Here is a 12,473-nt window from a genome sequence, read left to right on the forward strand (position 1 = left end):
CTGTTACGCTGGCGCATGGCAACCCAGCAACGCACGATCGATTACCTGATCCAACAGGCGACCGCCGCAGGCACGGTGTCGGCCAAACCGATGTTCGGGGAGTACGGCGTGTACGTCGACGGCAAGATGATCGGGTCGGTCTGCGACGATCAGCTCTATGTGAAGCCGACGGCATCAGGCCGGGTCCAGGCCGAACCGGTGTCGGAGGCGCCGCCGTACCCGGGCGCCAAACCGCAACTGCTGATCGAGGCCGATCGGTGGGCGGATGCCGAATGGCTCAGCGAGTTGCTGCGCGTCACAGCGGGCGAGCTGCCGACACGGAGGCCGCGAAAGCCTAAGCGGCGTACATGAGTACCCCGCGGTGAAGACCCAAGCCGGGACGGTCAGGCGCGGTGGGACTTTTTGCGGAAGCAGACGCTTGTTCGTGTCGGTGCGGTCGTCAACCAAAGGCTGCCGGCCCAACCTGATCCATATCGTCATCAGCGTGCTGAAACTGTGCTGATCAGCGCGCAGCCTTAAGCGACCGTTCAACTCGAGCACGTACGGTGCCATTTGCGGGTATTGGCAAACAGCTACGCTCTCCCGCCGTCCCCGAGTAATGGCGAAGGCATGTTCACAACTTTCTCGCTTTCGACTCCCCGACATCGGTGGCAGGTGATCCCGTCGCTTGTGCGGCCCTGAATGACGGTTACCGCACGACCCGGTCGAGGCGGCGTGCCGCCCCAGCCCACCAGCTGGCGCGAGCGGCTAGGTGCGCTTCGGAACCTGCCGCCGTTCCTTGCCATGGTATGGCGGACCAGCCGGCTGCTCACCGCCGTGACCATCGTCATGCGCCTGGTGCGGGCGCTGCTGCCGATAGCGACGCTGTTCGTGGGCAAGCTGATCATCGACGAGGTGATTTCCCTGACGAACCTGCCGGCGCGGCCGGCGGGCGTCGTCGAATGGTTCGACTCGGGTCTGCTCGGCCGCCTGCAGGTGCTGTTACTTGCCGAGCTGGCCCTGGCGGTTGTCGCTGATCTCCTCGGCTGGCTCGTTGCGCTGGTCGACGGCCTGCTGTCCGATAAAGTCAGCAACGACGCCAGCATCCGGCTGATGGAGCACGCCGCGACCCTCGACCTCGCCGATTTCGAGGATGCGGCTTTTCAGGATCGGATGGATCGCGCCCGCATGCAGACCAGCGGGCGCATGGCGTTGATCGGCCAGTTGTTCGGGCAGGCGCAGGACATCGTCACGGTGATCAGCTTCGCCGCCGGTCTTGTGGTCTATGCACCCTGGTTGATCGTGTTGCTCGCCGTCGCCCTCGTGCCATCGTTCCTGGGCGAGACGCATTTCAGTGCGCTGAGCTATGCGCTCAGCTATGTCCGGACGCCGCAGCGCCGCGAGCTGGACTATGTCCGGCAGGTGGCCGCGAGCGCGGACACGGCCAAGGAGGTCAAGATCTTTGGCCTCAGCCGGTTTCTGATCGATCGCTACCGCACGATCGCGCTCGACACCTACGATGCCACCCGCCGGCTCGCGCTGCGTCGCGCAATCTGGGGCGCGGGCTTCGCCGGCCTGGGAACGATCGCCTATTACGCCGCCTATGCGTACATTGCCTGGCGCGCGCTCACCGGCTCCCTGTCGATCGGCGACCTGACCTTCCTGGCGGCTTCGTTCCTGCGATTGCGCGGGCTTTTGCAGGGCCTGTTGACCGGCTTTTCGGCGACGGCAGGACAAGCGCTTTATATCGACGACCTGTTTTCCTTCTTCAGGACCGTGCCCGGCATCCGGTCTCCGGAGAACGCGCTGCCCTTTCCCTCTCCGATCCAGCAAGGTTTTGTCTTCGAAAACGTGGGCTTCCGCTATCCGGGCGCCGAACGGTGGGCGGTGCGCCATCTGTCCTTCACGCTGGCACCCGGCGAGGTGCTGGCCCTGGTCGGCGAAAACGGTGCCGGAAAGACCACGCTGGTGAAGCTTCTGGCCCGGCTCTACGACCCCGTCGAGGGGCGCGTCCTGCTCGACGGGCACGATCTTCGCGACTACGACCTCGACGCGCTGCGCGCAGCCATCGGTGTGATTTTTCAGGATTTCGTGCGCTACAATCTTGCCGCCGCCGACAATATCGCAGTTGGCCGCATCGAGGCGCGAGACGACCGCGAAAGGATCGAGGCCGCTGCCGTTGCCTCGCTCGCCGATAGCGTCGTCGCCAAGCTGCCCGATGGCTATGACCAGATGATCGGCAAGCGCTTCCGCAACGGCGTCGACCTGTCAGGGGGCGAATGGCAGAAGATGGCGATTGCCCGTGCCTATATGCGCGACGCCGAGGTGCTGATCCTGGACGAGCCTACGGCCGCGCTCGACGCCCGTGCGGAATTCGAGGTGTTCCAGCGGTTCCGCGAGTTGAGCGCCGGGCGCTCCGCGGTGCTGATCTCGCACCGCTTCTCGAGCGTCCGCATGGCCGATCGCATCCTGGTGCTGAACAATGGTCGCGTGGAGGCATCAGGCACGCACGATGCGCTGCTCGCAGCGGGCGGGCGCTATGCGGATTTGTTCGAACTCCAGGCTGCCGGCTATCGATGATGGCACGGCGGCGCACACTGCCGATGGTTCGATATCGGCTTTTCCGGATGAACCGGATGCCTGACAGGAGCGGACATCGGTCTGGCGCCATCACCTGACCTGAACCTGCCCGCAGCGGTTCGGCGGGCTTTGTCCAGCGGCCGTGCACTAACCAGGACGCGGTGGTCAGGGAGCATCCGATCGCTAGCAAGCCCTGCTCTCCAGATATTGCCGGCTTGCCGGTCCAACTGGGTCAGGCCTAAGTGATATCCACTTTGTAAAAGGGCGTAAAAATGACGAGATTGCATCATCCTAGGGCTTCGCTCTTCACGGCCGTCTTATCGCTGGCGGCGTGCTCAGGCTCTGGAAACGAGGGGAAGCAGGGAGCGCCGATAACAGAGGACACGGTCGCGGCGACCGGGGGCGTGACCCGCGCCGAAGTTGCCCCCTCCCAGCCCGCGGAACCCGCCGTGCGACCGATGCCGGCGCAAGTGGCGCTGCAGAGTCAGCCGGGGCCGGACGGGTCGCAGGTCGACCTGCTCAAGGTGGCCGTGACGGGCGACATCCTTACGGTGACGATGCGCTGCTCGAGTGAGGATCGCCACAACACCGAAATGTTCCGCATTGCCGATATCAGCGTCATCGATGACACCACCTCGCAGCGCCTCGGTGTGCTGAAGGACAACGCAGGCAACGCGCTGGTTTCCAAATTCAGCAAGGGCCCGCAGCCGAAATACGACTATATGAGCGCGCAATGCGAGCAGAAGCCGGGCGTGATCTGGGCGAAGTTCCCGGCTCCGCCGCTCACGTCGAAGACCGTGTCGATCAATTTTCCGGAGGTGGCCCCGTTCGACGGCGTGCCGGTGACGCGGTGAGGCGTGCGGTTGGTTGGTGCGTGCTGCCACTGCTCGCGGCGTGTTCGGGCGGCGAGGACACGGACGCAGCGCCCCGGGATGTCACGCCGCGCGTCGCAGCGCCGTCGGCTGGTGCTTCTGCTCCCCGCGTATCAACGCTGCCCGCATCGCCCGGTGGCTTGACCGCACCCGTCAGCGACCTTTCGGCTGACAGGAGCGACCTCAAGGTTCGTGTCACCGATCTCGGCACCATCATCGACCTGCCCGCCGACGCGCTCTTCGATTACGACCAGGCGACACTGACGCCAGCCGCGGAGACGGAGCTACGCAAGGCTGCCGAGTTGATCCGCCGCAGCCCTGGCGGCTCGATCACGGTGATTGGTCACACCGACAGCGACGGCGACGCCGCGTACAACCAGAAGCTGTCCGAAGCCCGGGCGCAAACGGTCGGCGAGTGGTTCGGCCAGCAGGTCGGAGTGCGGCAGCGAACCCTTACGGCCATCGGCAAGGGTGAAAGCGCTCCAATCGCATCCAACAAAACGGCGGCGGGAGCCGACGACCCGCAAGGCCGGGCCAAGAACCGCCGCGTGGAAGTTATGATCCCTACGAGTTGAGAGGGCCTATGTTGGATCGACATTCAGCACGCCGCGTGGAATGAGCGGTTCCCTGACGGTCCCGAGACATCGCTCGCGCGTCACCGGCGCGCAAGAAACGGCAAAAAAGCTAATGTGACCGCGGCTCCTGTCGCGGCAAGCGGGCGCTGTCCGCCGACCTTGGCGACGTCGTCACGCGAGGCGACAATCCTCTTAATAGCTTCAGTCGCTCGCACAACCGCGTCAATCAAACTGCTGCCTGCGCCTTGGGAAGTCCCTCGTGCCGTTTGCCTAGCGCGGCCCACCAGAGAACTGTAGTTCCGCCGGATGAACGAGTGTCAGATTTGGTGCGTCGATGTTGGGGCTGAGTGACCGCAATTGGGTCATGACAACAGCCAGCATCTGAAGCGGCCTTACCGTGGCGCGTAATTCGCGAGTGTGACCGGCCGCTGCAGATTAGCGCGCCACACTCGCCGACCGTCGCTGACAAGCGCTTCGGCGTCAGGCCGGGTGTCGTCGTTCATCCGCCAGGACTCGTAGATCCGGTTTTGCCACACGAAGCTCTGCGTTCGGGGATCGAAGCGGAAGGTCGTGTAGTCGGTCCAGTGCTGACCGCAGGCGACGCCCTGTTCCAGCGTGAAGAACCGCTCTTTGACGGTGAGCGCGCCCGCGTCCTCAACTGGGTCGCACTGCCCGCCCTCGTCACGGCGCAGCACGACCTTGTCGTTGCGGGCGATCAGCGTAGCGGTGATGCCGTTCAACCGATAGACGAGCAGCGGACGCTGCGGCGCCTCGTTTGTCGAGTTCCGGTTTCCTTCATCCAGACGGGCGGCGACAACGACGCAGATTGCCCGAGGCGGATCCAGGGTGCGGCTGCAAGTCACCACCCGCGCCACGTGACCCAACGGCAGCGCGGCGCGTACCGCGGCGGGCAGCGCCACCGGCTCCCACGCCGCGGCCGGTGGTGCCGCGAGCACCGGCAACATCATCCAGTACCGCATCACTCAGGTCCGATCCACATGCCCCGCTGTCGCCGGCATCCTCTCCCGTGACAGGGGCTTACGCAAGCTACGCTAGGCCGTTTGACCGGCCTGCCCTGAGGTCAGCTCCTTCGTGGAATTGCTATGAACGAACGTCCGGTGTTCGCGAGCGCCAAGGAACCATGAACGATCGGAACAGGGTCGGAACGCTGCCTCGCGGACGCTGCTTGCTCACCCCGCATGGCTGTCGCTAAAACAGCAGCAAGGCCAACCTCTGACGGTGGTCGCCGTTAGATGGGTTACACAATGACCGAGGCCCTCGGACGCGCCTCGCCAGGCGACTTGAAATTGCTCGACGCGGCCTGCGCCGTGGCTCCGCCAGGCTTCAACCGCTGGCTTGTGCCGCCCTGCGCGCTGGCGATCCATCTGTGCATCGGCATGGCCTATGGCTTCAGCGTCTTCTGGCTGCCACTTGCCCGCGCAATTGGCATCAGCGACCCGGTCGTCTGCGCCGGCATGACCCTGGCCGATGCACTGACAACGACGTCTTGCGACTGGCGCGTCAGCGATCTCGTCTGGACATACTCGATCTTCTTCGTCGTCCTCGGCGCCGCCGCGGCGCTCTGGGGCGGCTGGCTGGAACGCGTCGGCCCCCGCCGTGCCGGGGTGGTCGCTGCATTCTGCTGGTGCGGCGGCATGTCCATCGGCGCATACGGCGTCGCGATCCATCAGCTCTGGTTGATCTGGCTAGGCACCGGGCTGATCGGCGGCATCGGCCTCGGCATCGGCTATATCTCGCCGGTATCGACGCTGATCAAATGGTTTCCCGACCGTCGCGGCCTGGCGACGGGCATGGCGATCATGGGTTTCGGCGGCGGCGCCATGGTCGGCAGCCCGCTCGCCGACCTGTTGATGCGGCATTTCGCCGACGAGACTCAGGTCGGCGTCGGGCAGACCATGCTCAGCCTGGCTGCGATCTATTTCGTCTTCATGATGGCAGGGGCATTCGGGTACCGCGTGCCACGCCCGGGTTGGACCCCAGCCGGCTGGACACCACCCGGTCCTCGCGCGGGCGTCGGGACGGACTTCGACGTGCATCTGCGCGACGCACACCGCACGCCGCAGTTCTGGCTGATGTGGCTCGTGCTGCTGCTCAATGTCTCGGCTTCCATCGGCATCATCGGCGTCGCCTCCCCGATGCTGCAGGAGATCTTCGGCGGTCGACTGATCGGTGCCGATGTCGCCTTCACCGCCTTCGACGCCGAGCAAAAGGCCGCCGCGGCCGCCGTCGGCGCGGGCTTTGTCGGGCTGATCAGCCTGTTCAACATCGGTGGCCGGCCGCTCTGGTCGTCGGCATCGGACCGGCTGGGGCGAAAGCGGACCTTTGCAATCATGACCGCATTCGGTGCCCTTCTATATGGCATTGTCGCGCCGACCTTGACCGGGGCCAGCCTTGGCCTTTTCGTGCTGGTCTTCTGCGCCCTTGCATCGATGTATGGTGGCGGCTTTGCCACCGTGCCGGCCTATCTCGCCGACCTGTTCGGCACGCGCTATGTCGGAGCCATCCATGGTCGCCTGTTGAGCGCCTGGTCCCTGGCCGGGATCGTCGGCCCCTTCATCGTCAGCAGCATGCGCGACACCGCCATTGCCGCCGGCACGGCGCGCGACCTGGTCTATCCCCCGATCTATCAGGTGCTGGCAGGGCTCTTGCTGGTCGCCTTTGTCGCCAATCTGATGATCCGGCCTGTCGACAAGCGGTTTCACAACAGCAAAGAGACGCCGGACCCGGCGTCCGCTTCGACGGCTGCAGTCGCAGGCGATACCGCGCCGGCGCCGAGCGGCCGGAGGACGACACTCATCGTGGTGTGCTGGGCCGCCGTTCTTGCTCCCATTGCCTGGGGCATCATCCGGACGTTGGAGAAGGTGGTGGTGCTGCTGAACTAGGAGCCTCCACACCCTTGGGCCGCAAGGTCGCACTGGTCAGCATTCACGTATCCCCTTGCCGCCAAATTTCATAACCGACGAGCAATCACGAGGCTGGGAGAACTTCACCATGACAATTTCCAGCGCTTCTCGCGTGCTCGTCCTCGATGGGCACCCGGATGCGGAATCGCTGTGCGGCTCGCTGGCGTTGATCGCCGCCGAAGCGGCCGAGGCGCGCGGCGCCGCGGTGAGGACCCTGCACCTGTCTGCGCTGGTCTTCGATCCCAATCTCGCCGGTGGCTACAAGAAGCGGCAGGATCATGAACCCGACCTTGTGATGTTCCTCGATGCCGTGCGCTGGTGCGATACGCTGATCCTCGTTCACCCGATGTGGTGGGGTGCCGCCCCTGCCAAGCTCAAGGGCCTGATCGACCGGGTCTTCCTGCCCGGCATCGCTTTCGCCTATGAAGGCGACGGGCATTTTCCCAAGAAGCTTTTCGATGGCCGAACATCGCGGGTGCTGATCACAACCGACACGCCCGGCTGGTATCTGTGGTTCGGCTATCGCAACGGCTGGCTGAATGTGCTGCGCCGGCAGATCCTCGATTTCGTCGGCTTGAAAGTCACCCGCATGAAGACCATCGGCCCGATCCGCGGCGCCACGCCGGCGATGATCGAAGAGTTCAAGTCTGCAGCGCGCAAGCTGGTGTCGTGAGGGTGCAGCGGTCCTGTGCTGCCTCCGCGCCAGTGGTCGAAGGGGAGCCGACCCGGTGATCGTCTCGTTCGGGCAAGTGCAATTCGAACACAACAATGATCGCGATTGGGCCCGAATGACGGGAACGGTCAGCACTGCTAACAGCGGCGCTTTCATTCAAATGCAGCGGCGCCTGAACTGCCGCTGCCGAATGGGCTTAGTGGGTAGCGGCTCGTCGCCCGCGGCAACGACCAACGCTATTTCATCCACCTGCGCCGTGCGGGGAAGTCGACGCCGACAGCATTTTACCGTGCCGGCTTCGATGTCACGTCCGAATGGCGCGATACTCGGCTGCCGTTCAGCATGGTCACTGCTTCGAAGCGTGGGATGCCGGACGCTGTGAAAGGGGAGAGCATCACGTCACTGGCTGTTGTCGCTTTTGGCCGCGAACACCGTGCCGACAACTGCGTGAGCATTATCGACGTCTATTGAATCTGCGTTGACGTCCTGGCTCCGCGCAGTTGCGGCCGGTGGCAGTCGATACCGCGCGTTGTCCCACATGCTCAGCGAAGCATGCTACCGCGCCGGACATGAGCCGATGCGGCGGCCGCTGTCGCGACCCCGGAAAGTGATGGTCACCTCACCGGACTGCGCCCTGCCCGAGAAGCTGAAGTCGTAGCCGTTCGCGCCATAGGTGCCCGAGCCCTCGACGCGGAGGGCAGGGTAGCGACTGTCCTCGCACTCGCCCGTTGCGGTGATTTTCCCGTTTTCCATCGCATAACGGGAAAAGTGGCACTGGTTGGCGTTGCGCGAAAGCAGGAAGCTCTGTGGGTCCGCCAGGTCCGAAACCGAGTAGCACGCCCGATATGGCGGTGGTGACGGCAACATGCTCTGCGCCTGGTCGGCGATTAGCGAGGAGCCGTTTACCTCGTCGACAACATAGACCACGGTATGCTCCCACAGCCCCGGCAACGGCACAGGTCCCGGCACTGCCGCCAACAGGATTGGCAGGAGGGCTACGAGTTGGATGATGCGGCACATTACCACCTTAACGCGCGAACTGGCGTCATGGCTTGTCGCGCTGGACGCTCGTGTAACCGCGACCTGACCAGCCGGTCATCAACGCTTAGCGGCGTGCCAGCCAGATCGCCCGGGGTGAGGACAGATTCCAGTGGCAGCTGAACGAATGACCGGAGTTCAGGGCGAGGTACGAAAGCAGGGATTTCCAGTTGTGAATCGATTGCGCGACATCAGTGCCCTGAGTGTTGCCCGTCGCCCTTTGCTAATTACTAGCAGGCGCAGCGTCTGGTGGCCATTGGGTCATAGTTGAAACGGCGCGGTTGGTCGGGTGTCGTGAGGTCGAGCCAGCAACCCACAGCAGAGCCAGGCTCAGGGCCCCGATTACGGCGATATCGTGAATCGAGGATTCAAGTTCTGGTTTGTGAAATCCGGGATCAAGCCCTTCCGCCGGCCCGTAAACGGAAATCCATACTGGCAGCGTGATTCGTCGATCGAAATTTTTATTGTCACTCTGACGTTCTCATTGTCATCCTGCAACTCGCAGCGTCCAGCCGGCGACGCTACTCGACCGTCACGCTTTTTGCCAGATTGCGCGGTTGGTCGACGTCGGTGCCTTTGGCGAGGGCGACGTGGTAGGCGAGCAGCTGGATGGGGACGGCAGTGACGAGCGGGCTGATGAACGGGTCGACGGTGGGCATGGCGATCGTCGCGGTGGCGCCGCTGCCATGCTCGGAAAGTCCGTCGGCGTCCGACAACAAGTAGACGAGGCCGCCGCGGGCCATCACCTCCTGCATGTTCGAGACGGTCTTTTCGAACCTTGGGCCCGACGGCGCGATGACGACGACGGGCACGTTTTCGTCGATCAGCGCGATCGGGCCGTGCTTCAGCTCGCCGGCGGCATAGCCTTCGGCGTGGATGTAGCTGATTTCCTTCAGCTTCAATGCGCCTTCAAGCGCCATCGGATAATCCGGACCGCGGCCGATATAAAGGATGTCGCGGGCTTTCGACAACGGCAGCGCCAGGGCGTGAATGGTGTCCTCGACCTTCAGTGCTGTGTTCATCGCGGCCGGCACCTCGGTCAGCAGATGTACCAGTCGCGCCTCCTCGGCGGCGTCGACGCGGCCCTTGGCCTTGCCGAGCGCAATGGCGAAGGCGGCGAGGACCGCGAGCTGGCAGGTGAAGGCCTTGGTGCTGGCGACGCCGACTTCGGGGCCGGCATGGGTCGGCAGCAGCAGGTCGGCCTCGCGCGCCATCGTCGAGGACGCAACGTTGACGACGGCGGCAATGTGCTGGCCGCCGGCCTTGGCGTGGCGCAGCGCCGCCAGCGTGTCGGCGGTTTCGCCCGATTGCGAGATGAACAGCGCCAGGCCGCCGGGTTCGTAGACGGGGTCGCGATAGCGGAATTCACTGGCGTTCTCGATGCTGACGGGCACGCGGGCGAGGCTTTCCAGCCAATAGGTCGCGACCTGGCCCGCGAGCAGGGCCGTGCCGCAGGCGACAATCTGGACCCGCTTGATGCCGGCGAGGTCGAAGGGCAGAGCGGGCAGCTTGATGGTTTCGGCGAGCGGATCGACATAGGCACCGAGCGTCTGGGCGACGACGATCGGCTGCTCGTGGATCTCCTTTTCCATGAAGTGCCGGTAGTTGCCCTTTTCGATGATAGCGGCGGATGCCGAGGAGGTGATGACCGGGCGCTCGACGGGCCGGTCATCGGCGTCGAAGACCTGGGCAGTCTCGCGCGTGAGCCGCACCCAATCGCCTTCTTCGAGATAGGCGACGCGGCTGGTAAACGGCGCAAGGCCGAGCGCGTCCGAACCGAGGAACATTTCCGTCTCGCCATAGCCAAGCACCAGCGGTGAGCCGCGGCGGGCGCCGTACATCACATCGGGGTGGCTGCGGAACAGGATCGCGAAGCTGAAGGCGCCATGCAGGCGCTTGAGCGTATCGGCAACGGCCTGGTCGGGCGTGGCGCCGGCATCTATCGCCATGGTCAGCAGATGGGCGACGACCTCGGTATCGGTTTCCGACGTCAGCGTGCGCCCGGCGGCGAGCGCTTCGGCGCGCAGCTGCTTGAAGTTCTCGATAATGCCGTTGTGGACCAGCGCGACCTGTTCGGTGGCATGGGGATGGGCGTTGTCGGTTGTCGGCGCGCCATGGGTGGCCCAGCGGGTATGGGCGATGCCGCTGGTGCCCGGCAGGGGATCGGCGGCGAGAACGGCGACGAGATTGTCGAGCTTGCCGGGGGCGCGGCGGCGATCGATGCGGCCATCGTGGATGGTGGCGATGCCCGAGGAATCATATCCGCGATATTCGAGCCGGCGGAGGCCGTCGATCAACCGCCCGCTGACCGGCTGGTGGGAAAGAATACCGATGATGCCGCACATCTATGTAGGACCTTCTTCTCCCCTCCCTGGAATGGAGGGGTCGGGGGTGGGGCTTCTTTGGGCTTGGGCGTACTCACCCTTCCCCGGCCCCTCCCTTGCAGGGAGGGGAGCTATCCTGACTTCCTTGCCAGGGCGGCCGCTCGAAAATCGGCCGCCCAGCCGGGCTTTTCAATCTGGGGCGGCCGCACCAGCGCCAGGGCGTCGGCGGCAACGTCGGTGGTGACCGTGCTGCCGGCCGCGACAATGGCGCCATCGCCGATCGTCACCGGGGCGACCAATGCCGAATTGGAGCCGATGAAGGCACCGACGCCGATGGTTGTCGTGTATTTGAAAAAGCCGTCGTAGTTGCAGGTAATGGTGCCGGCGCCGATGTTGGCGCGGGCGCCGATGCTGGCATCGCCGATATACGACAGGTGATTGGCCTTGGCACCGGCGCCGAACAACGCCTTCTTGGTTTCGACGAAATTGCCGATCTTGACGCCGTCGCCGAGCACCGTGCCGTGGCGCAGCCGTGCGAACGGCCCGATGTCGCAGCCGCCGGCAATGGTGGCGCCTTCGATGTGGCTGTGGGCGCGGATGGTGGCGCCGCTGGCGATGCGGACGCCGGGGCCGAAAACCACGAACGGTTCGATGGTGACGTCGCGGTCGATCGCCGTGTCATGGGCGAAGAACACGCTGCCGGGGTCGATGAGGGTGACGCCATCGGCCATCGCGGTGGCGCGGCGGGCGTCCTGCCAGCGCGCCTCCAGCGCCGCCAGTTCGGCGCGGCTGTTGACGCCGGCGACTTCGTCGGCACCGGTTTCGATGACGCGGGCGGTGCGGCCGTCGGCGATAGCGAGACCGATGATGTCGGGCAGATAATATTCGCCCGCGGCGTTGTCATTGCCGACGCGGGCCAGCAGCGGCCATAGCTCGGCGGCGCGCACCGCCATCAGGCCGGAATTGCACAGGGTGACGGCGCGCTCGGCGGGGCTGGCGTCCTTATACTCGACCATCTTCACGATGCGGTCGCCGTCGGCGATGATGCGGCCATAGGCGCCTGGATCGGCGGGCCGGAAGCCGAGCACGACCGCGGCGACATCGCCCGACAGCGCATCGCGCAGCCGCTGCATGGTCGCGGTGGTGACCATCGGGGCGTCGCCGTACATGATCAGCACATCGCCGTCGAAATCGGCGAGCGCGCCTTCGGCCTGCTGCACCGCATGGCCGGTGCCGTGCTGGGGCGACTGGACCGCGACGGTCACGCCGCGGCTGGCGACCGTCGCCTCCACCTGTTCGCGCAGCGAGCCGACGACGACAACCGTCTGTTTCGGCGCCAGCGCGGCCAGGCTGTCCAATAAATGCAACACCATGGGCTTACCAGCGATGGGATGCAGAACCTTGTGCAACGACGATTTCATGCGCGTCCCCTGGCCGGCGGCGAGGATGACGGCGGCAAGCGGGCGGGAGGATGATGCGGCGTCGGTCACGCATCCGCCCTGCCATAT

Annotated in this window: 10 protein-coding genes; 6 read left to right on the forward strand and 4 right to left on the reverse strand. The window is 65.0% G+C overall.

The annotated features are described in order from the left end of the window. The first annotated feature begins 15 nt into the window (after window positions 1-15). From ACP7AI_RS00355 to ACP7AI_RS00370, 4 genes are all read left to right on the forward strand, one after another. Complete coding sequence (locus tag ACP7AI_RS00355; RefSeq protein WP_426162825.1) at window positions 16-351, forward strand: TfoX/Sxy family protein; 336 nt, start codon at window positions 16-18, stop codon at window positions 349-351. Between the two features lie 330 nt (window positions 352-681). Next, entirely contained in the window at window positions 682-2,559 is a 1,878-nt protein-coding gene (locus ACP7AI_RS00360) for an ABC transporter ATP-binding protein (RefSeq protein ID WP_426162827.1), read from the forward strand. Between the two features lie 404 nt (window positions 2,560-2,963). After that, window positions 2,964-3,413, forward strand: a complete 450-nt coding sequence (locus ACP7AI_RS00365) for a hypothetical protein (RefSeq protein WP_426162829.1) — start codon at window positions 2,964-2,966, stop codon at window positions 3,411-3,413. 158 nt (window positions 3,414-3,571) lie between these two features. Then, complete coding sequence (locus ACP7AI_RS00370; protein WP_426162831.1) at window positions 3,572-4,006, forward strand: OmpA family protein; 435 nt, start codon at window positions 3,572-3,574, stop codon at window positions 4,004-4,006. 392 nt (window positions 4,007-4,398) lie between these two features. Here the strand turns inward: ACP7AI_RS00370 and ACP7AI_RS00375 are convergent, their stop codons facing one another. Beyond that, window positions 4,399-4,986 carry a hypothetical protein gene (locus tag ACP7AI_RS00375; protein WP_426162833.1) on the reverse strand — a complete coding sequence of 196 codons (588 nt, stop codon included), beginning with the start codon at window positions 4,984-4,986 and terminating at the stop codon, window positions 4,399-4,401. A gap of 285 nt (window positions 4,987-5,271) precedes the next feature. On the opposite strand from ACP7AI_RS00375, the gene ACP7AI_RS00380 reads away from it, so the two are divergent. Both ACP7AI_RS00380 and ACP7AI_RS00385 read left to right on the forward strand, forming a co-directional pair. After that, the gene (locus ACP7AI_RS00380) at window positions 5,272-6,909 is read left to right on the forward strand and encodes an OFA family MFS transporter (protein WP_426162835.1); all 1,638 of its coding nucleotides are present in this window, start codon (window positions 5,272-5,274) and stop codon (window positions 6,907-6,909) included. A gap of 109 nt (window positions 6,910-7,018) precedes the next feature. Continuing rightward, window positions 7,019-7,603, forward strand: a complete 585-nt coding sequence (locus ACP7AI_RS00385; protein ID WP_426162837.1) for an NAD(P)H-dependent oxidoreductase — start codon at window positions 7,019-7,021, stop codon at window positions 7,601-7,603. A 555-nt stretch (window positions 7,604-8,158) separates the two neighbouring features. Here the strand turns inward: ACP7AI_RS00385 and ACP7AI_RS00390 are convergent. The 3 genes from ACP7AI_RS00390 to glmU all read right to left on the reverse strand — a co-directional run bounded on the left by ACP7AI_RS00390 (window position 8,159) and on the right by glmU (window position 12,386). Continuing rightward, window positions 8,159-8,623 (reverse strand): DUF3617 domain-containing protein, encoded by a 465-nt coding sequence (locus tag ACP7AI_RS00390; RefSeq protein ID WP_426162839.1) that lies wholly within the window; start codon window positions 8,621-8,623, stop codon window positions 8,159-8,161. A gap of 539 nt (window positions 8,624-9,162) precedes the next feature. Next, window positions 9,163-10,986, reverse strand: coding sequence for a glutamine--fructose-6-phosphate transaminase (isomerizing) (glmS, locus tag ACP7AI_RS00395; RefSeq protein ID WP_426162841.1), 1,824 nt, complete (start codon window positions 10,984-10,986; stop codon window positions 9,163-9,165). Window positions 10,987-11,096: 110 nt separating this feature from the next. Further along, window positions 11,097-12,386 carry a bifunctional UDP-N-acetylglucosamine diphosphorylase/glucosamine-1-phosphate N-acetyltransferase GlmU gene (gene glmU, locus ACP7AI_RS00400; protein WP_426166522.1) on the reverse strand — a complete coding sequence of 430 codons (1,290 nt, stop codon included), beginning with the start codon at window positions 12,384-12,386 and terminating at the stop codon, window positions 11,097-11,099. Window positions 12,387-12,473: the final 87 nt, after the last annotated feature.

Origin of the sequence: Sandarakinorhabdus sp. DWP1-3-1, assembly GCF_049896705.1 — a bacterium.
GTDB lineage: Bacteria > Pseudomonadota > Alphaproteobacteria > Sphingomonadales > Sphingomonadaceae > Sandarakinorhabdus.